This window comes from Pseudomonadota bacterium (genome assembly GCA_039196715.1).
In the GTDB taxonomy this organism is placed as follows: domain Bacteria; phylum Pseudomonadota; class Gammaproteobacteria; order CALCKW01; family CALCKW01; genus CALCKW01.
The window spans coordinates 1-19,776 of record JBCCUP010000081.1 but is presented as its reverse complement, the minus strand read 5'-3'; the positions used below and the strand labels follow the sequence as shown (position 1 = coordinate 19,776).

Annotated in this window: 16 protein-coding genes and 1 pseudogene; 11 read left to right on the top strand and 6 right to left on the bottom strand. The window is 65.4% G+C overall.

The window, feature by feature from the left end; genetic code table 11:
• Both AAGA11_19515 and AAGA11_19510 read left to right on the top strand, forming a co-directional pair.
• A pseudogene (locus tag AAGA11_19515) lies at positions 1–925 on the top strand (3-hydroxyacyl-CoA dehydrogenase NAD-binding domain-containing protein).
• A gap of 32 nt (positions 926–957) precedes the next feature.
• Positions 958–2,118, top strand: a complete 1,161-nt coding sequence (locus tag AAGA11_19510; protein ID MEM9605060.1) for an acyl-CoA dehydrogenase family protein — start codon at positions 958–960, stop codon at positions 2,116–2,118.
• 54 nt (positions 2,119–2,172) lie between these two features.
• Here AAGA11_19510 and AAGA11_19505 read toward each other — a convergent pair whose 3' ends face one another.
• Positions 2,173–2,871, bottom strand: a complete 699-nt coding sequence (locus AAGA11_19505) for an RraA family protein (protein MEM9605059.1) — start codon at positions 2,869–2,871, stop codon at positions 2,173–2,175.
• 137 nt (positions 2,872–3,008) lie between these two features.
• Between AAGA11_19505 and AAGA11_19500 the strand changes: the two genes are divergently transcribed.
• The 3 genes from AAGA11_19500 to AAGA11_19490 all read left to right on the top strand — a co-directional run bounded on the left by AAGA11_19500 (position 3,009) and on the right by AAGA11_19490 (position 6,342).
• Complete coding sequence (locus AAGA11_19500; GenBank protein MEM9605058.1) at positions 3,009–4,574, top strand: cytochrome c peroxidase; 1,566 nt, start codon at positions 3,009–3,011, stop codon at positions 4,572–4,574.
• Positions 4,575–4,857: 283 nt separating this feature from the next.
• On the top strand, positions 4,858–5,826 hold the full coding sequence (locus AAGA11_19495) for an AEC family transporter (protein MEM9605057.1): 969 nt from the start codon (positions 4,858–4,860) through the stop codon (positions 5,824–5,826).
• Between the two features lie 75 nt (positions 5,827–5,901).
• Positions 5,902–6,342: a VOC family protein gene (locus AAGA11_19490; GenBank protein MEM9605056.1), complete on the top strand. Its 441-nt coding sequence runs from the start codon at positions 5,902–5,904 to the stop codon at positions 6,340–6,342.
• 4 nt (positions 6,343–6,346) lie between these two features.
• Here the strand turns inward: AAGA11_19490 and AAGA11_19485 are convergent, their stop codons facing one another.
• Positions 6,347–7,351: a choline kinase gene (locus AAGA11_19485; protein ID MEM9605055.1), complete on the bottom strand. Its 1,005-nt coding sequence runs from the start codon at positions 7,349–7,351 to the stop codon at positions 6,347–6,349.
• Positions 7,352–7,385: 34 nt separating this feature from the next.
• Between AAGA11_19485 and AAGA11_19480 the strand changes: the two genes are divergently transcribed.
• The 4 genes from AAGA11_19480 (at position 7,386) to AAGA11_19465 (ending at position 12,153) form a co-directional block, all read left to right on the top strand.
• Positions 7,386–8,288, top strand: a complete 903-nt coding sequence (locus tag AAGA11_19480) for an AEC family transporter (protein MEM9605054.1) — start codon at positions 7,386–7,388, stop codon at positions 8,286–8,288.
• 111 nt (positions 8,289–8,399) lie between these two features.
• The gene (locus AAGA11_19475) at positions 8,400–10,460 is read left to right on the top strand and encodes an acetate--CoA ligase family protein (protein MEM9605053.1); all 2,061 of its coding nucleotides are present in this window, start codon (positions 8,400–8,402) and stop codon (positions 10,458–10,460) included.
• Positions 10,457–11,242, top strand: a complete 786-nt coding sequence (locus AAGA11_19470) for a carnitinyl-CoA dehydratase (GenBank protein ID MEM9605052.1) — start codon at positions 10,457–10,459, stop codon at positions 11,240–11,242. Before AAGA11_19475 ends, AAGA11_19470 begins: the two co-directional genes overlap by 4 nt.
• Before the next feature lie 74 nt (positions 11,243–11,316).
• Entirely contained in the window at positions 11,317–12,153 is an 837-nt protein-coding gene (locus AAGA11_19465; GenBank protein ID MEM9605051.1) for a cyclase family protein, read from the top strand.
• A gap of 91 nt (positions 12,154–12,244) precedes the next feature.
• Here AAGA11_19465 and zigA read toward each other — a convergent pair whose 3' ends face one another.
• The 4 genes from zigA to AAGA11_19445 all read right to left on the bottom strand — a co-directional run bounded on the left by zigA (position 12,245) and on the right by AAGA11_19445 (position 16,598).
• Positions 12,245–13,486 carry a zinc metallochaperone GTPase ZigA gene (zigA, locus tag AAGA11_19460; protein MEM9605050.1) on the bottom strand — a complete coding sequence of 414 codons (1,242 nt, stop codon included), beginning with the start codon at positions 13,484–13,486 and terminating at the stop codon, positions 12,245–12,247.
• Between the two features lie 266 nt (positions 13,487–13,752).
• The gene (locus AAGA11_19455; GenBank protein ID MEM9605049.1) at positions 13,753–14,772 is read right to left on the bottom strand and encodes an iron ABC transporter permease; all 1,020 of its coding nucleotides are present in this window, start codon (positions 14,770–14,772) and stop codon (positions 13,753–13,755) included.
• Positions 14,773–14,910: 138 nt separating this feature from the next.
• Positions 14,911–15,864 (bottom strand): ABC transporter substrate-binding protein, encoded by a 954-nt coding sequence (locus AAGA11_19450; protein MEM9605048.1) that lies wholly within the window; start codon positions 15,862–15,864, stop codon positions 14,911–14,913.
• Entirely contained in the window at positions 15,861–16,598 is a 738-nt protein-coding gene (locus AAGA11_19445) for an ABC transporter ATP-binding protein (protein ID MEM9605047.1), read from the bottom strand. Before AAGA11_19445 ends, AAGA11_19450 begins: the two co-directional genes overlap by 4 nt.
• A gap of 442 nt (positions 16,599–17,040) precedes the next feature.
• Between AAGA11_19445 and AAGA11_19440 the strand changes: the two genes are divergently transcribed.
• Positions 17,041–18,024 carry a GTP-binding protein gene (locus tag AAGA11_19440; protein MEM9605046.1) on the top strand — a complete coding sequence of 328 codons (984 nt, stop codon included), beginning with the start codon at positions 17,041–17,043 and terminating at the stop codon, positions 18,022–18,024.
• Positions 18,021–19,043: a WD40 repeat domain-containing protein gene (locus AAGA11_19435; protein MEM9605045.1), complete on the top strand. Its 1,023-nt coding sequence runs from the start codon at positions 18,021–18,023 to the stop codon at positions 19,041–19,043. Before AAGA11_19440 ends, AAGA11_19435 begins: the two co-directional genes overlap by 4 nt.
• Positions 19,044–19,776: the final 733 nt, after the last annotated feature.

Genomic DNA, 19,776 nt, shown 5'->3' with positions numbered 1-19,776 from the left:
CGGCGGCGGTGTGATCGGCGGCGGCTGGGCCGCCCGCTTTCTGCTCAACGGCTGGGATGTACAGGTGTTCGACCCGGACCCGGAGGCCGACCGAAAACTCGCCGAGGTGCTAACCAACGCCAGGCAGGCGTTGCCGTCTGTGCTCGACGTCCCGCTGCCGGCCGAGGGCACACTGACCCGCGTCGACAGCATCGCAGACGCCGTCAGCGGCGCAGCCTGGGTGCAGGAGAGCGTGCCCGAGCGCATCGAAATCAAACACACGGTGTTCGCGGAGATTGCCGAGCACACGTCAGATGACTGCGTGGTCGCATCCAGCACCTCGGGCTACAAGCCGACCGACCTGCAGGCCGGATGCCCACGACCCGAACAACTGATCGTCGCGCACCCGTTCAACCCGGTCTACCTGCTGCCGTTGGTCGAGGTCGTCGCCGGCGAGCAGACCGACCCCGCCACGGTCGAGCGCGCGAGTACGTTGCTGACTTCGATCGGCATGAAACCGCTTCGTGTGCGAAAGGAAATCGATGCCCACATTGCCGACCGCTTTCTCGAGGCCGTCTGGCGCGAAGCCCTGTGGCTGGTCAAGGACGGCATCGCGACCACAGAGGAGATCGACGATGCCATCCGCTACGGCTTCGGCTTGCGCTGGGCGCAGATGGGTCTGTTCGAAACCTACCGGGTCGCCGGTGGCGAAGCCGGGATGGCCCATTTCATCGCCCAGTTCGGCCCCTGCCTGCAGTGGCCCTGGACCAAATTGATGGACGTACCCGAGCTCACTGACGAGCTCGTGCAAACCATCGCCGACCAGTCGGATGCCCAGTCCGGCGCCCACAGCATCCGCGAACTCGAGCGTATCCGGGACACCAACCTCGTCGGTATCCTGCGTGCGCTTCGCACCACCGACTACGGCGCGGGCCGCGATCTCAACGCGTGGCAGCGCAGCCTCTCAGGAGAACCCTCATGAACTTCGGCCTCAGCGAAGAGCAACAACTGATCGTCGACACCGTGCGCAGCTTCGTCGAAAACGAGCTCTACCCGCACGAAGCCGAGGTCGACAAGCGTGGCACCGTGCCGGACGAGCTGGCGCAGGAGATCATGCAGAAGTGCAAGGACATCGGATTCTGGGCCTGCAACATGCCCGAATCGGTTGGCGGCGGCGGACTCAACCACCTCGACTTCACGTTGGTCGAGCGCGAACTCGGCCGCGCCAGCATGGCGCTCAACCACTTCTTCGGGCGGCCGTCGAACATCCTGATGGCCTGTGAAGGCGAGCAGCGCGAGCGCTACCTCGACCCGGTCGTGCGCGGCGAGCGCTTCGACGCCCTCGCCATGACCGAACCCGACGCCGGCTCCGACGTGCGTGGCATGAAGTGCACGGCCAAGCTCGACGGCGGCGACTGGGTGGTCAACGGCAGCAAGCACTTCATCTCGCACGCCAACGTCGCCGATTTCGTGATCGTCTTCATCGCCACTGGCGAGGAAGAGACGCCGCGCGGCAAGAAGAAAAAGATCACCTGTTTCCTCGTCGACCGCGGCACGCCCGGGTTCGAGATCCTGCCGGGCTACCATTCGGTATCGCACCGCGGGTACCAGAACAACATCCTGAGCTTCACAAACTGCCGCCTGCCGGCCACACAGATCCTCGGCGAGTTGCACGGCGGCTTCGACATCATGAACACCTGGCTCTACGCGACCCGCCTGACGGTTGCGGCGATGAGCGTGGGGCGGGCACGGCGGGCCTTCGAGCTGACCTTGCCGTGGTGCGCCGAACGCGAGCAGTTCGGCCAGCCCATCGGCAAGTTTCAGGGCGTGAGTTTTCAACTGGCCGATATGGTCACCGAGATCGACGCAGCCGAGTGGCTCACCCTCGCCGGGGCCTGGCGCCTCGATGAGGGGCTGCCGGCCAACCGCGAAATCGCCAGTGCCAAGGTGCGCGCGACCGAGATGCTGGCGAGGGTCACCGACACCTGCATCCAGCTACACGGTGGTATGGGCCTGATGGACGACTTGCCCTTCGAACGCTTCTGGCGTGACGCGCGGGTCGAGCGAATCTGGGACGGCACCAGCGAAATCCAGCGCCATATCATCGGGCGCGAACTGCTGCGACCGCTCGGCGCCTGAGCCACGACCCTGCAGGGGCGTATCGCCCGTTGCGGCACGCTACCGCGCAGTCGCTCAGTCGATGAACAGGGTGTCGTCGCTGTCGAGCAGGTCGCGGATGGCCTCCGGCACGGCGAGCCCAGCCGCCACCTCGGCGTCGAGCGCAGCCTCGCTCTCGGCAACACCGGCGAGTCGACCGATCACCTCGTCGAGTCGCGCGAACGGCACCACCACGACGCCATCGCGGTCAGCGACCACCATGTCACCCGTCTCGACCTGACGGCCACCGACCACCACCGGCCCGCCCACCCGGCCCGGGCCGCTGCTGTACGGCGAACCCGGGGTCAGGCCGGTGCACCACGCGGGCAGACCCACTTTGACCAACCCAGCGTAGTCGCGCATCGGACCGTCCGTGACCAGGCCGGCACCGCCGGCGTTCCTGAGCATACCCATCAGGCGATCGCCTGCCGCAGCACAACCACGGTGCGCGGCAAACGACGCCACCACGATGTCCCCGGGTTGCACAAAGGCCAGCGCCGCAAGTGTCGCAAGGATGTCCGCGGGCCCGTTTTCTGCAGTTATGGCCGGACCGGCCGCAACACAGTGAAGGTCATGTCCCTGTCCGAGCGGCTGAATGTCAGCGGACAGGGCGCCGTCACCGAACAGGGCGTCGACGACAAACCCGGTCGGCACGCTCTGGAATGCCGCGATCTGCGCCTCGGTCGGGCGTCGCGCCGGGCGTGTCACGGTGAGTTTGCGGGGTTCCTCGATCATGTTGGCTCCTGCGAAATGCCGCACCGTGGGCCGGGTGCCGGTCTGTCCCGTCCAGCGCTTTGTCAACCGTGGTGTCACCCGTGCGTTGTGAAGCCAGACAGCCCACATCGCCCCACCAGGGGCGACCAGGAAAGCCCATGATACCCGCAGCGTCGACCCACGCCCCGTCAACCGGAGCCCCTCGCCTGACAGGGCTCGCCCTGTTGTGCGCCACGCTGGTGGCGGGCTGCGGCGGCGGCGGCGGCGGTGACACAGCGACCACAACCGGCGCGTCCGGGCTGGATGCCACGCTACGCCAGCTCGCCACCACGCACGGCGCATCGACGGACCCCACTGCCGGGCGCACCCTGCCCGCGATCACCGACCCGTTGGCCCAACTCGGCCGAGACCTGTTTTTCAGCCAGAGCTTGGGCGGCGGATTCGACAGTGCGTGTGTGAGCTGCCACCACCCGGTGCTCGGTGGCGCCGACGCACTGGCGTTGTCGGTCGGTGTGGGGGCCACCACCCCACACCTGCTCGGGCCCGGTCGCCAGGACGCCGACGGCGTGCCCGACGTGCCCCGCAATGCGCCGACCGTGTTCAACCTCGGGCTCTGGGACACCGGCCTGTTCTGGGATTCGCGCGTGGAAAGCCTGGGCAGAACGCCAGGCCAGAACGGCGCGGGCAGCGGCATCCGCACACCGGAGACGCTGATCGGCACCGCCGACCCCAACGCCGGGGGCAACCTCGCCACCGCCCAGGCGCGCTTCCCGGTGACCAGCGTGGAGGAGATGAAAACCACTGCGTTCGAGCTCAACAGCAGCAACGACGCCGTCCGCGACCACCTCGCCGCCCGACTCGGCGACTACGGCGTTGGCACCGGCGAGCTCGCCACCAACGCCTGGCTGCCCGCCTTCCAGGCCGCGTTCGGCAGCACGCAGTCGGCAACGCAACTGGTGAGATTCGACAACATTGCCCTTGCCATAGGCGAGTACGAGCGCTCGATGGTGTTCGTCGACTCGCCCTGGCAAGCCTTCCTGAACGGCGATGCCACCGCGCTGAGCGACGCCCAGAAACGCGGTGCCGAGTTGTTCTTCACGCCGGCAAACCAGGGCGGTGCCGGTTGCATCAACTGCCACAGCGGCACCTTGTTCAGCGACGGCTCGCACCACACCGTGGCCTTCCCGCAGTTCGGCCCCGGCAAGGGCGACAACAACGGCGCGAACAGCGAGGACGATTTCGGTCGTGAACGCGAAACCGGTGATCCGGACGACCGTTACCGCTTCCGCGTGCCGAGCCTGCTGAACGTCGAGCTGACCGCGCCCTACGGGCACAGCGGTGCCTACGCAACCCTCGAGGAGGTGGTGCGACACTACGACAACCCGACACGCGCCGCCGACCGCTACTTCGACCGGGGTGGCTGGTGCCTGCTGGACCAGTTCCGCACCCTGCCAAACTGCGCCGCGCTCTACCCTAACGCCCGCGGCAACACCGCCCGGGCCGCGGACAAGCTCCGCCAGGAGCGCAACGCCGGACGGAGCCTGGTGCCGCAGATCAACCTCAACGGCGGAGACGTGGCCGACCTGGTGGCGTTCCTCACGGCACTGACAGACCCGTGCGCCCGCGACCGGGACTGCCTCTCTCCCTGGATTGCCAACCCCGCCAGCAGCGGGCCCGACGGGCAGCAGCTCAACGCCGTTGACGCCGCCTTGCAGCCCCTTTGACGCCCCGGGATGGCCACCCGACGGCGCCCGGAACCGGACGCCGCTCACCCGATCACCGACCGCGCCTGCCTCACCCCGTGGATCGCCAACCCGGCGTCGAGCGGCCGCGACGGCGTGCAACTCAACGCCACAGACGCACGCCTGTCGCCGCTCTGGCCCGCTACCGACCCGCGCGGGCCCCACCGGGGCGCGGTTTTCGCTGGCCTCACACCCGGTGCCGCGGTGCCGGGACGCCGTGCGATACTGCCTGCCCCCCCAAGCACATCGCGACCGACCCGACCCGTTGAACGCGCTCTCCACCACGCTGCCGGCGCTGTACGCGACGATCGCGCCCATCTTCTTCGTTGTCGCAGCCGGCTTCGCCGTCCGCAAAGGCGGTGTGCTGACCGCCGACGGGTTTCGCACGCTGGCGGCGTACGTCGCCACGGTGGCCGCCCCGGCGATGGTGTTTCACGCGATCGCCACCAGCGCGCCCGGCGCGCTCGGTCAACCGGGTTACCTCGCCGGTTACACCCTCGGGTCGATGGGTGCGTTCGTGCTGTGTTACGCCGGCTTGCGCTGGGCAACGCACACGCGCGGACCGGTCTTGGCGTTTGGTGCGCTCGGTGGCAGCTTCGGCAACTCGCTCATGGTCGGCTACCCGCTGGCGGTGCTGCTGTACGGTGAGGCGGCGTCGATCGCCCTGGCACTGACCCTGCTGGTCGAGGTTGCGGTGGTGCTGCCGATGGCGCTAACGCTCGCTGACGTCGGCCGCCCTCGCGCACCCGGCGAGCGACACCCGGCGGCGGTCAATGCGCTCGCCATCGCGCGCAACCCCCTGTTCGGCGCGATGGTGCTCGGTGCGCTGGTGGCGTGGGGCGAGCTGCGGCTGCCCCAGCCCGTCGACGACGGCCTGGCGCTGCTCGCGCGCACCGTGGCGCCGGTGGGGCTGTTCGTGATCGGCGGCCTGATCGTCGGCTACACGGCTGCGGGCGATGGCCGCCGACAGGCGATCGTGGTGCCGGGCAAGCTGCTGGTGCACCCGGTCGCCGTGTGCCTGGCCCTGCTCGCCTTCGGGGTGACCGACCCGGCGCTGATCGGGCCAGCCTTGTGTTTCGCGGCATCGCCGATTTTTGGCGCCTACGCCGCCATCAGTCAGCGCTACGGCATCGCCCGAGAGAGTGCGGCCGTGATGATCGCGACCACCGTCTGTGCGGCCGCCACCCTGCCGCTGGTGTTGTGGCTGATCGGCGCCGCGCTCACCACCCCGTGACCCCGCTGACAGGTTGACGGGTCCGCCGAGTCTGGCCACCATGGCTGCACCACACTCCCCATCAGGATCCCGTCCATGCGCTACCTGCACACCATGGTGCGTGTCACCGACGTCGACGCCTCCCTCGCCTTCTACCGCGATGTGTTGGGCCTTGTCGAGACCCGCCGCAACGACTACGAGAACGGCCGCTTCTCGCTCATTTTTCTCGCCGCCCCGGAAGACGAAGGCAGCGCCACGAGCGCGCGCGCGCCCGAACTCGAACTGACCTACAACTGGGATCCCGAGGAATACACCGGCGGGCGGAACTTCGGCCACCTCGCCTACGAAGTGGACAACGTCTACGACAGTTGCCAGCGCGCCATGGACGCCGGCATCACCATCAACGTGCCGCCGCGCGACGGCCGCATGGCCTTCTTCCGTTCACCGGACGGCATTTCGATCGAGTTGCTGCAGGCAGGTGAACCGCTCGAGCCGGCCGAGCCCTGGGTGTCGATGCCAACCACTGGTAGCTGGTAGGCCCTCAACCGAGGGCGTCGAGGGCGGCTTGCGTCTGCAATCGCGCGTAGGCTGTCTGGCGGCTGTGCCCGGGCATCCAACCGGCAAGGAAACGCTGGTAGTCCGCCCACGCGAACGGCCAGAGTGACCGCCACTCGCGCTCGACCGCATCGGCGTCGACGTCCGCAGCCAGGTTCTGCCGCAGCGCGCCGAAGTAGGTGTCGAGGTGCCTGTCGGCGTCCCGCAGCAGTGCGTGGCCGTCCCAGGCGCTGGCGGCCAGCACCATGAGGTCACGCACGCCGACCCCGCCACCGACGTATTGGAAGTCGACGGCGGCCGCGTCGTCGCCCGCCACCGTCGTGCAAAAATTAGCAAGCTTGGCATCGCCGTGCACCCAGGTCTGGTAGCGCGCGCCGTTGAGCATCTGATCGATGTCGGCCGCGCGTGACTTGAGCGCACCGTCCAGCATGGCACGCCACTCCGCCTCGCGCGTGCCGAAATGCCAGTAACACCCCACGTCCCACAGCGCGGTTGGCGGCACGCCAAAGTGGGTTGCGTGGAACGCGGCCAACCACCGCACACACGCGTCAAACGCGCGTTGATCGCCGGTCCCGGGACGCGCGCCGTAGCCGGCGGCGTCCAGGTCTTCGAGCAGGAGCCGAAACTGACCGGCAGACGCCCGGGCGTCTCCGAGGGAGTGCGGCACCCGCCACGCGGCGGAGGGCCGGACTGAGGCGGCCCGGTAGAACGCCTGCTCAACACCATAGGACCGGAGTTTTCGCGCGTGCCCTGCCGCGTGCTGCCAGCCGCGGGGGTGATGGAGATCGCCGTCGGCCGCGACCCATTTCACCACCATGGCGCGCACAGGGCTCGCCGCGCAGCGCACCCGTCGCAGCTCGCCGTAACCGCTCCAGAGCGTCTGGATGCGTTGGCCGATCGCAACGGCCCGTTGTGGTTGCGAGAGCACTTCGGCCACCCAGGCTTGCATCGCCTCGGTGCGGTCGTCGTGCTGATCCGTTCCGTCTGTCACCGTATACTGTGCGGTTTGGCTCCTGTGGGCGCACATGGTACTCGACCTGCTCAGCCGCATCGCCGGCACGGTCTTCCCGCTGTTCGCGTTGGTGGCCGTGGGTGTCGTGTTCGCGCGGCGCGCGCGACCGGCGCTCGACGACATCAACCGCGCCAACATGGACATCTTCACGCCCGCGCTGGTGTTCACCATCCTCGTGGCCGGCGATTTCACGCTGATCGAGATGGCGCCCCTCACCCTTGCCACCGTGCTGTGTGTCGGGCTGTGCGCGGGCGCGGCCGCGGCAGTGGCCTGGGGCACCGGCCTCGACACCCGCGTGCTCGTGCTCGCCACCACGTTTCGCAATTCGGGCAACATCGGCCTGCCACTGGCCGTTTTGGCGTACGGCGACGCTGCGCTGCCCGCCGCCACCGTGGTGTTCGTGTCCGGGAATCTCGTGCACTTTCTCGTCGGTGCCCGGTTGCTGCGCGGTGCGCACCGCGGCCGCGACGTGCTGGCCGTGCCGGTCGTCTGGGTGTCGTTGCTGGCCCTGGTCATCAAGGCCGCAGGCGTGTCGGTGCCGGCGGTCGTGATGACACCGATCGGCATGCTCGGTGACATCGTGATTCCCCTGATGTTGTTTGCCCTCGGCGTGCGGCTCAACGACGCCGACCTCTCCGAGTGGCGGGTCGGCGTCATCGCCGGCGTCGCCATGCCGTTGACCGGCGCCGTCGCCTACCTGCTATCGGCACCGTGGTTCGACCTCGAGCCCCACCAGGCCGCCGCGCTGCTGGCCTACGCCGTCCTGCCGTCGGCGGTGCTGAACTTCATGTTCGCTGAGCGCTACGGCTACAAACCGGCGCAGGTTGCCTCGATCATCGTGATCTCCCACGCGGTCGCGCTGGCGACCTTGCCGCTGATGCTGGCCTGGTCACTGACCCACATTGCCCCGCTCTGAGGCCGACGACACAGCGTCGCCGCAGCCACGACAGTCGATGGCGTCGGCGATACCGTACGCGGGGCCCGTCCTGCACTAGGCTTGCCGCCACACCGACCCCGAGACCGTGCCGTGGCCCGCTCACTCCATCGTCTTCTGCACCCGCAGTCCCTGGCCGTGTTCGGCGGCAGCTGGGCCGAAGCGGTCATCACCCAAAGTCAGCGCATGGGCTTCGCCGGCGACATCTGGCCGGTCCACCCCACCCGCGACACGGTGGCCGGTCTGCCGTGTTACCGCGATGTCGCGGCGCTGCCCAGCGCCCCCGATGCGAGCTTCGTGGGCGTCAACCGCCACGCAACACTCGATGTCGTCGCCCAGCTCGCCGCGCGCGGTGCCGGTGGCGCGGTCTGCTTTGCGTCGGGCTTCGCCGAAGCGGCAGCCGAGAGCCCTGACGGACCTGCCCTGCAACACGCGTTGGTGCGCGCCGCGGGCGAGATGCCGGTGCTCGGGCCGAACTGCTACGGCCTGATCAACTACCTCGACGGTGCACTGCTGTGGCCGGACCAGCACGGCGGTGACCGTGTCACGCGCGGCGTGGGCCTGATCACCCAGTCGTCCAACATCGCCATCAACCTCAGCATGCAACAGCGTGGCCTGCCGGTGGCCTTCGTCGCCACCGCCGGCAACCAGGCGCAAACCGGGTTGGCCGCCCTCGCCGACGCCCTGATCGACGACGACCGCGTCACCGCGCTCGGCTTGTACATCGAGGGCATCGGCGACCCGGTGGCCTTCGAGCGCATGGCGCAGCGCGCACACGCAGCGGGCAAGTCGATCGTCGCGCTCAAGGTTGGCAAGTCCCACCTCGCGCAAACCGGCATGGTGTCGCACACCAACTCGCTGGCCGGCAGCGACGCCGGCGCGGACGCGCTGCTCCGACGGTGCGGTGTCGCCCGCGTGGACACGGTCAGCGCGCTGATCGAAACCCTGAAACTCGTGCACACCGTCGGCCCGCTCGCGAGCACGAAACTCAGTTCAATGAGCTGTTCCGGTGGCGAAGCGAGCCTGATCGCCGACACGGCCGAAGGGCGTGCCACCGACTTCCCGGCCCTGACGGCGCAACAGCACAGCGACCTTCGCGCTGCGCTCGGCGAGGCAGTGGCGCTCGCCAACCCGCTCGACTACCACACCTACATCTGGCACGACGAAGACGCCCTGACGGCGTGCTACGCCGGCATGCTCCGCGGCGACGCCGCGCTGAACCTGTTGGTGATGGACATCCCGCGCGAGGACCGCTGTGACACCGCGACCTGGGCCCCCGCACTCAACGCCATCCGCCGCGCCCGACGCGACACAGGCGCGCCGACTGCGTTGCTCGCAAGCCTGCCGGAGAACCTGCCCGAGGCCCTTGCCCGCGAGCTGATGGCCGACGGCATCGTGCCGCTGTGCGGCTTCGACGACGCGCTGGTTGCCATCGAGGCTGCTGCCGCCATCGGCGCACACCAGGCTGCGCCTCGGCCGACACCCTTGTGGCCGCCCTCACAGCCGGCCGACGCGACAGCAACGGACACCCTGACCGAGGCCGATGCCAAGCAGATGCTATCGCATGCAGGCGTCCGCGTGCCGCGCAGCGTGTCTGCGGACTCGGTGGACGCCTGCGTCGATGCGGCGACCGAGCTGGGGTTTCCGGTGGTGGTCAAGGGCCAGGGCATCGCACACAAGAGCGAGGCCGGCGCTGTGCACCTCGATCTCGCCACGGCCGACGCGGTCGCGACCGCCGCCCGCCAGACCCTCGACGTCGCCCCGTCGCTGCTCGTCGAAGAGCAGATCACCGAGGTCGTCGCCGAGCTTCTGGTTGGCGTGGTGGCCGACCCCGCTCATGGCTATGTCCTCACGCTCGCCGCCGGTGGAACCTTGACTGAAGTGCTGCGCGACAGCACGAGCCTGCTGTTGCCGGCGAGCGACGACGCCATCCGAGCCGCGCTCGGCACGCTGAAGATCCACCCGCTGCTCGGCGGGTTCCGCGGTCGACCCGCCGCAGACACCGACGCGATTGTCGCGCAGGTGCAGGCGGTCTGCGCGCTGGTCGAGGCAGAACGCGGTACCCTCGCCGAAGTTGAAATCAACCCCGTGCTGTGTCGCGCGCACGACGCCGTCGCCGCCGACGCCCTGTTGTCCCGCTGGAGCCCCGTATGACTGACACACCGATTCGCGTCCGACGCGAAGGCCACATCTTCGAACTCACCCTCGACCGGCCCAAGGCCAACGCGATCGACCTCGCGACCAGCCGACGCATGGGCGAGGCCTTCGCCGAGTTCCGCGACGACCCGACCCTGCGGGTGGGCATCGTGCGGGCCGCCGGCGAGAAGTTCTTCTGCGCGGGCTGGGACCTCAAGGCGGCCGCCGGCGGCGACGCCGTCGACGGCGACTACGGCGTCGGGGGTTTCGGCGGACTGCAGGAGCTGCGGGGCTTGAACAAGCCCGTGATCGCCGCGGTGAACGGCATCTGCTGCGGCGGCGGTCTGGAGCTCGCGCTCTCGGCCGACCTCATCGTCGCCGCCGACTCGGCGAGTTTTGCGCTGCCGGAAATCCGCTCCGGCACCGTTGCCGATGCCGCGTCGGTGAAACTGCCCAAGCGCATCCCCTACCACGTGGCGATGGACCTGCTGCTGACCGGACGCTGGTTCGACGTCGACGAGGCGATGCGCTGGGGCCTGGTCAAGGAACAGTGCCCCCTCGAGGAGCTCGAAGCGCGCACCTGGGCACTGGCCGAGCACCTCGCCTCGGGTCCGCCGCTGGTCTACGCTGCCATCAAGGAGATCGTACGCGACGCCGAGGACGCCAGATTCCAGGACGCGATGAACCGCATCACCACCCGTCAGCTCGAGACCGTCGACACGCTGTACGGCTCGGAGGACAACCTCGAAGGCGCCAAAGCCTTTGCCGAAGGGCGGGATCCGGTCTGGCAGGGCAAGTGATCTGAACGCGGTTTGACGTCACACTGCGGTGCAAGTAGGTTCTGGTGCACTGCTGCAAGTAACCGGGGTGCTTCGTGTGTGACCCAAGGGTGATCGATACCGTCAAACGCCGAATGCTGAAAGAGCGCCCCCTGTCTCGTCGCCGTTTGCTGCAGCGCAGCGCATGCGCCATGACGGCTGGCGTCACAGCATGTGGCGCCTCATCGGCCGTCACAGCACCTGGCTCGGCGCGCACGGTCGAGGACATGACCTACGAGTTACACCGTGAGTTTCCAACGTACTTCGGCGTACCCGGATTCGAGGCGGAGCACACCTACAACTACGCAGAACACCGCTTCAATCTGTTCAACCTGCGGCTCAACGAGCACACCGGAACGCATGTAGACGCCCCGCTGCATTTCTCCGGCGACGGTTTGGCAGTGCACGAAATCCCCGTGAACCAGTTGGTGGTGCCGCTGTGCGTCATCGATATCGCAGCACGCGCCGCAGACGATGCCGACGCGCAAGTCACGCCGGATGACATCACCGCCTACATCAGCCGACACGGTCCGTTGCCACGTCATGCCTGCGTCGCGATGTACTCAGGCTGGGGACGTCACGTCACGACGAAAAAATACAGAAACGAAGATCTGTTCGGTGCCATGCACTTTCCCGGATTCCACCGGGAAGCCGTAGAGATGTTGATGGACGACACCGAAGCAGTCGCGTTGGCGGTGGACACATTGTCTCTGGACCATGGGAAATCCAGGGACCTTGCGACCCACTACGCTTGGCTACCCACTAACCGCTACGGTATCGAGAACCTCGCCAACCTAGAAAACGTCCCCGCTTCCGGCGCAACACTGGTGGTTGGTGCACCCAAACACCGCGGCGGCTCTGGCGGGCCCGCACGCATTTTCGCGTTCTTTTGAGCGACACCGACGGGTATCAACCCGAAAGCCGGTTGCAGACTGCGGGACACCGGCAGATACCTGCCCTGACCGTTCGAAGGGCACCCAATCGCTAGGCAGATTCGCTCGCCATGCGCAGTGCTGGGAACGGGTTCCGCATGTCCTTCCAGGTCGCGCTGTTGCGCGACGCGGTCTCGTCATCGAGCAGGCATTTGTCGAGCCTCTGTCTGAGTGTCGGTTCGTCGAGGTTCTGGCCAATGAAGACGATCTGCTGCAAGCGGTCGCCGAAACGCTCGTGCCATTCAGGGCGCTCGTCCGGGCGCTGCCCTTCGGGGTGACCCCAGTGCGCGCGCGAGATTGCAGCCCACCACATGCCAACGGGGGTGGCATCGCTGACGCCACCCGCTTGGGCCCACTCGTAGGCAACCCGGTGGTCCGCGGCAACCCAGAAGAAGCCTTTGGAGCGCAACACGCCCCGCCAGTTATCTTCTTCGTACAAAAAATCCCACAGTTTCATCGCGTCAAACGGTTGCGGCGTTCGGTAGGTGAAACTCGATATGCCGTATTCCTCAGTTTCAGGCGTGTGCTCGCCTGCTAACTCACGGACCCAACCAGCCGAACTGGCCGCCTTGTCGTAATCGAACAAGCCGGTGTCCAACACCGCGTCGAGCGGGACATTCCCGCGCGTCGACGTCAGCAACCTCGCTCCGGGGTTCAAAGCGCGAACAATGGCTTCGACTTCACGCGCGGTGTCGTCGTCGATCAGGTCAATTTTGTTCAGCACGATCACGTCAGCGAACTCGATCTGTTCAATCAGCAAGTGTGTGACGGTGCGCTGGTCTTCTTCGCCAAGAGACTCACCGCGCGCTTGCAACGCGTCTGCTTCTTTGTAGTCTTTCAAAAAATGGGCGGTATCGACCACGGTGAGCATGGTGTCCAGTCGTGAGACATGGCTCAGGCTGACCCCCTCCTCGTCCTCGAAGGTGAAGGTTTGCGCGACCGGAATCGGCTCGGAAATGCCGGTCGACTCGATCAGCAGGTAGTCGAAGCGGTCTTCTTTCGCGAGCCGAGAGACTTCGGCCAACAGGTCGTCACGCAGCGTGCAGCAGATGCAGCCGTTGGTCATCTCAACGAGTTTTTCTTCGGTGCGCGACAGCTCCGCGCCGCTGCGGTCGATAAGCTGCGCATCAATGTTGACTTCGCTCATGTCGTTGACAATCACCGCCACGCGACGCCCTTCTCGGTTGTTGAGCACCTGGTTGAGAAGCGTGGTTTTTCCGGCCCCAAGGAAACCAGACAGCACCGTTACGGGCAGCCGCGACTGGGGGGGATTGACATCAGTTGGTACAGTCATGTTTCTAACCTGCGTCGCTAGGCCACACTAAGTGACGTAGCCTCACGTGGAAGGGGACTCGCGCTGACACTTTTCCTTTTTGTTATAAATTCAAGCAGAACAGGGCGGCGAGATCACCCGTTCTCCTCTGGGCCTTGGGACCCGAGGCACACGTACAAGACACGCCCGCACCCCGTTGAGCATGAAGGGCATGACCCCACATCACTGAACGTGCTCTGCGAGACTCAACACACCCGGGCGCGAGCACCGGTCGCCGGTCGCCGTTGTCAATGTCTGGCATTTCGACGCGCGAGCAACCAGACAAAGAACACGCCCCCGATCAAACCCGTCACAATGCCGATCGGCATGTCCTCAGGCGCCATGACCGTTCGCGCGATGATATCGGCCCAGAGTAGAAATACAGAACCCATCAACGCCGACACCGGCAACACCCGTGTGTAGCTTCCGCCAACCAGCAGGCGTGCCACGTGTGGCACCATCAGACCAACAAAGCCAATGATGCCGGAAAACGCAACCATGACGCCGGTAATCATCGCGCCGACCACGAACACGGCAAGCCGGAATCGGGAAACACGAATGCCGAGGGTTGCGGCTGTTTCATCACCGATTGTCATGGCGTTCAACGACGCTGCCTGGCTCATCAGCCAGGCAGCGCAAACCGTGAGTATGACCAGCGGGTAGATCAGGTGGTCCCATTGCGCCAAGCCGAGACCGCCAAGCATCCAGAACACCACCGTGTGCGTGGCCCGTGGATCCCCGAGGAAAATCAGCCCGTTTGCGCACGCCATGATGATGAACGACACCGCAACACCGGCGAGCACCAGTCGGTCCGCACTCGCCGCGTTGGCGAGCCGGGAGACCCCCAGAACCACGAGTGTCGCGGCCAGGGCCCCGACGAAGGCCAACAACGGGACCGTCAACAAACCAAGGAACAACCCGGCGTGCAAAAGCGCAAATATGGCACCGAACGCACCGCCAGAGGAAATTCCGAGCAGGTGCGGATCCGCAAGGGGGTTGCGGGTGACGGCTTGCAGGCTTGCGCCCACCACCGCCAACCCGGCCCCGACCAACATGGCCAACAGGGCACGCGGGAACCGAATCTCCCACACAATGGCTTCTCGGCCTTGGCTCCACGTCTGTTCAACAAGGCCGGGGGAGAGCCGGTTTGCGATAACGCTCCAGACCGTGTCTATCTGCACGCCCACCGCGCCGACGGACACCGCAACAGAGAGCGACACCAACAACACGGCCAACCCAAGGAGTCCAATCAGCAGACGCTGGGTCACCGACACTACAGCTCAACCCTGAACATCACGACAAGCCTGGCGCCATGCTGTCCTTCTGGCGCCACGCTAACATCGCACGGTTTCCGGCGTCGATCACCGGCGTTCGGATGCATCAGTTGCCGACCACCGTACCGGAAACTACTCGGCCCAGAACGCGCCTGCCAAGGTCTTGATCGCCTGGATGTTCCGCGGCCCCGGCGTGGCTTCGACGTACTCCAGCGTCACGAAGCGGTCGTTCTTGACCGCGTCGAGCTCGGCGAAGGCCGGGTTTGACATCATGTATTCGCGCTTCTGCTCGGCCGTCACGTTGCCGTAGTTGACGATGACCACCACTTCCGGGTTGCGCTCAACCACTTCTTCCCAGGTCACCGTCGCCCAGCTCTTTTCAAAATCGTCCATGATGTTCTGACCGCCTGCCGCTTCAATGAGGGCTGTCGGCATCGCGTACCGCCCGGCGGTGAACGGCGCGTCTTCCCCACTGTCGTAGACGAACACGCGAAGCGGGTCACCGGTTTCAAGGGTGTCCGTGAACGCCGTCAAATCGGCTTTATAACCGTCAACCAACGCAGACGCCGTGTCCTCGACACCGAAGATCGTGCCGAGGTTGAGCAAATCCGCGTACATGTCGTCGATGCTGGCTTTGCCTTTCTCCATGATATGGGTGCAGCTCTCGGTGAGTTCGTACACCTTGATACCGAAGGGCGCCAGGGTTTCAGGCGTCACATCGCCGCCCACTTTCATGCCGTAGTTCCAGCCCGCAAAAAAGAAATCCGCATCAGCGCCGACAAGCACTTCCTTTGACGGGTACTTCGCAGACAACTCGGGCAGCGCTTCGACGCCGTCACGCATGTCCTCGTCCAGGGTTTTCCAGCCGGAAATGCCGGTGTACCCCACCATCTGGTCTGCCAGTCCGAGGACCAACATCATTTCAGTCAGGTTGACGTCGTTGGAAATGGCACGTGTCGGTGGCGTGTCGAAACTGACAGTGCGATTGCAACTCTGCACTGTCGATTCCGAAAGCACTGAAGGCGAGTGCACACTGAGGCTCGCGCCGATAACAAGTGACAGGGTTGCGAGAGCGAGTGGTTTCATTGGGAGTGTCCTTTTTGAGCAAGATGAAACGAAAGGTGTGCCGTGTTACTGGGTGTCAGCTGTTCGCGTCGTGCGAGCCCCTGAAAGGCTTCAGACACCGTCTGTTCCGAGAACACGGTGTCCGGTGGTCCAAACCCCAACGCGCGGCCGGCTTGCAAGAGCAGAACGTCGTCACAGGTCGACGCGGCCATGTTGAGATCGTGCAGCGAGGTCACGATGGTCAGAGGCAGCCCCTTGATCAGCGCCAGCACCTCGAGCTGGTGCCGGATATCGAGGTGATTCGTGGGTTCGTCGAGGACCAGCAGCCGGGGCTCTTGTGCAAGCGCACGGGCAACCATCACACGCTGCCGTTCACCGCCCGACAACGTGCCAAATCTGCGCTCAGAAAAGCCGTACAGGCTCATCCGGTCCAATGCAGCGTCGACCACCTGCGCATCGTGTGCGCCACCTGCACTGCCGAAGCCGTGCCTGTGAGGCGTCCGCCCAAGCGCGACGATCTCGCGCACGGTCAAGGCAAAATCGGTGGGTTGCTCTTGCAGCACGGCCGCGACGCTGCGGGCCACGTCACGTGCAGACAGGGACCACACGTCCACACCGTCGAGCTTCACGGTCCCGGAACTCGGCACAAGAAACCGGTACAACAACCGCAGCAACGTCGACTTTCCAGCCCCATTGGGGCCGACAACGCCGAGCACCCGCCCGGGTGCGAGCTCGAAACTGACCGGCTGCAACACGGGGGCGCACTGACGGGGTGCACGCCAGCTCACGTGATCGACAGACAGCCGTGCTGCGGCGTGACTGAGACGTTCGAATACTGCGCCACGTGTGACCCCGAGGTCACCAACAGGGCACGGAAAGGAGCGGTTCATCAAGAATTGATCTGACTTACGGGTTCGATTTGGGTTGGCAGAGAGATGACCTTGTTGGCCTGTTGTCGATATGACTCGGTCGAACCGCCACCGCTGCCGCCACACCCAACCGGTGATCGTCGATCGTGGGTTGAACAGCGTGGCTGTTCGCGAGAGTCTTAGCGCCTTTCGAGGTCAATTTGATATGTTATAACATAACACTATTACGCCTCACAGTAACCAACTCGCCCTATCTCTCACGACCCGCTGTAACGGACCCGCTGCAGAGGCAGTGGCGTGCGATTCCACGTAGAAGGAGTGCCATCCCATGTCCGCTGAAACACAGGTTCCCGTCACCGTCTTGACCGGTTTCCTGGGTGCCGGCAAGACGACACTGTTGAACCGCATCCTCACCGAACGGCACGGCAAGAAGTACGCGGTCATCGTCAACGAGTTCGGTGAAGAAGGGATCGACAACGACCTGGTTGTCGACGCCGATGAGGAAGTGTTCGAGATGAACAACGGGTGTATCTGCTGCACCGTGAGAGGTGACCTGATCCGGATACTCGGCGGCCTGATGAAACGGGCCGACCAGCTTGACGCCATCATCGTTGAGACCACCGGTCTGGCAGACCCCGCCCCGGTTGCACAGACCTTTTTCGTCGACAGCGATGTTGCCGAACGCACCACACTCGATGCCATTGTCACTGTGGCAGACGCGGTGCACCTCGACGGACAGCTCGGTGAGCACCATGAGGCCGAGGAGCAAGTGGCCTTTGCCGACGTTGTGCTGCTCAACAAGACCGACCTGGTCGAGGCCGATGGCCTCGAACGCATCGAGTCGCGCATTCGCAAGATCAACCCTTACACCAAGATCATACGGACAGCGCGCTGCAACGCACCGCTCGATGAAGTCGTTGGGCTCAACGCGTTCGATTTGCAACGGGTGTTGGAGGTAGAGCCGGATTTCCTGACCTCCGACCACGATCACGAACACGACGACGACGTCACCAGTGTGTCTTTCGCTCTGGACGAGCCACTCGATCTCGACGCCTTCCAGAACTGGTTTGGCAGACTGTTGAGAACGCGGGGGCAGGATATCCTCCGATCCAAGGGCATCCTCGATTTCGCGGGCGTCGACGACCGCTACGTGTTTCAAGGCGTTCACATGCTCATGGACGGATCGGTCATGGGCACCTGGCCTGAGGGCGCGCCCCGCACCTCTCGCATCGTGTTCATCGGGCGGGATCTCGACAGCATGGATTTGAAAGCGGGGTTTGAAGCCTGCAAGGCAACAGCCGCAGCAACATGATGCCGCGCTTTGCCGAGACGGCATTTGAACGACGAAGCCTGACATTGGAAACCGGCGCACCTGTCACGGGCGCTGTTGCGACATCGGATGCGGTCGTCGCCGGGTTTGGTGATGGCACGTTGCGTTTTTTCACTGCGGACGGCCCATCGAAAGCCATTCAGTCGCACAGCGGCGTGGTCTTGTGTCTCGCAGCCCAAGGCTCGACCGTGATCAGCGGCGGTGACGATGGCCGCCTGGTTCGGACATCTCACGACGGTCGCGTGGAGGAGCTGGCAACATTCGGGTCCCGCTGGGTGGATTGCGTGGCAGCCACCGTCGAGCGCATCGCTTGTTCAGCCGGGCGCAACACATACCTCTGGCGCAGCTGGCAAGGCAAGCCAACCGTGTTCGAGCACGACAGCACCGTCGGTGGCTTGGCGTTCGACGGCAAGGGCAAACGGTTGGCAGTCGGGCACTACGGCGGCGCCACCCTCTGGGAGCGCGGCTCCAAGCGGTGGGTGTCCACCAAACTGCCCTGGAAAGGCTCACACGGGGCTGTGAGCTTCAGTCCGGACAACCGCTTTCTCATATCCACCATGCAGGAGAACGCGGTCCACGGTTGGCGTTTGCGCGACAAATGTCAGCTTGCGATGCCTGGGTACCCTGCAAAGATCAAGAGCTTCACCTGGGTGGGTACCACCCCGCATCTCGCGACGTCTGGCGCCGATGAAGCCATCTGTTGGCCGTTCGACGGCAAGGACGGGCCGATGGAGCGCAAACCCTTGAGCGTCGCACCCGGCGGACAACAGCTCGCCACCTGCGTCGAAGGCCTGCCCATGATCGACGCGCTGTTCGTCGGCTTTCAGGACGATGCCGTCATCCTCGCCGAACTCGACGAGGACAAGGACATCAACGTGATACGCGGCTCCAAAGGCGATGAGGTCACGGCAATGAAGGTGTCGTCCGAGCACTCGCACGTGCTGATTGGCGACGCTGCGGGGCGGGTGCTGTGGGCCAAAATGTGGGCAGACGAAGGCTGAGAGACCGCGGTCGCTGAACGCGCGCTCGTCTCGTCACCAACTCACAGCCGATTTTGTCAGCGGTCTGGGCAGCCGCAGCTCGGACCGCAATCGCAGTCCAGGCAGGTGCAGACGTCGCCACAGCAGCACTGATGGCCTATTCGATCGCCAGGCGTGCAACCGCAGCTCGGCGGACACGTGTCACACGCGCACTTGTCTTCATCTGTCATCGCGCTGCTCACTCTTTGTCGTACACGCTACAACCTACGACAGATCCCATGCTGACAGCAACCGTGCGTGTCAGTTTGTACTGGAACTGAGACACTTCCCACGCATTTGCACGACTGCGCCCTCGCCACGTGGGCAACTTCAATCCAGCCTGTCCAGTTGACAGTCATCGTCGTGTCTCCCCGGGCCTGTCGGGCCACGGAGGACACAACTCCCACGGCGGACCACTGACCCCGTGTGAGCTTGGTCGTCGCGCAGCGTCACCGAGCGAATGGGCTTCGCACCGGATTCACACACGTCGCGCTCGTCTTTCGTCGTGTCTCCCCGGGCCTTGCGGCCCACGGAGGACACAACTCCCAAAACAGCCCGCGGAGGACACAACTCCCACAACGGCCCGCGGAGGACACGACTCCCACGGCTGGCAGTCGACTGTGTGGGAGCTTGGTCGTCGCGCAGCGTCACCGAGCGAATGGGCTTCGCACCGGAGTCACACACGTCGCGCTCGTCTTTCGTCGTGTCTCCCCGG

Excerpts from the sequence above, each read along its gene's own strand:
- AAGA11_19510 (MEM9605060.1), top strand. The coding sequence starts at position 958 with ATGAACTTCGGCCTCAGCGAAGAGCAACAACTGATCGTCGACACCGTG.
- AAGA11_19480 (MEM9605054.1), top strand. The coding sequence starts at position 7,386 with ATGGTACTCGACCTGCTCAGCCGCATCGCCGGCACGGTCTTCCCGCTG.
- AAGA11_19505 (MEM9605059.1), bottom strand. The coding sequence starts at position 2,871 with ATGATCGAGGAACCCCGCAAACTCACCGTGACACGCCCGGCGCGACGC.
- AAGA11_19490 (MEM9605056.1), top strand. The coding sequence starts at position 5,902 with ATGCGCTACCTGCACACCATGGTGCGTGTCACCGACGTCGACGCCTCC.
- AAGA11_19470 (MEM9605052.1), top strand. The coding sequence starts at position 10,457 with ATGACTGACACACCGATTCGCGTCCGACGCGAAGGCCACATCTTCGAA.
- AAGA11_19440 (MEM9605046.1), top strand. The coding sequence starts at position 17,041 with ATGTCCGCTGAAACACAGGTTCCCGTCACCGTCTTGACCGGTTTCCTG.
- AAGA11_19500 (MEM9605058.1), top strand. The coding sequence starts at position 3,009 with ATGATACCCGCAGCGTCGACCCACGCCCCGTCAACCGGAGCCCCTCGC.
- zigA (MEM9605050.1), bottom strand. The coding sequence starts at position 13,486 with ATGACTGTACCAACTGATGTCAATCCCCCCCAGTCGCGGCTGCCCGTA.
- AAGA11_19450 (MEM9605048.1), bottom strand. The coding sequence starts at position 15,864 with ATGAAACCACTCGCTCTCGCAACCCTGTCACTTGTTATCGGCGCGAGC.
- AAGA11_19435 (MEM9605045.1), top strand. The coding sequence starts at position 18,021 with ATGATGCCGCGCTTTGCCGAGACGGCATTTGAACGACGAAGCCTGACA.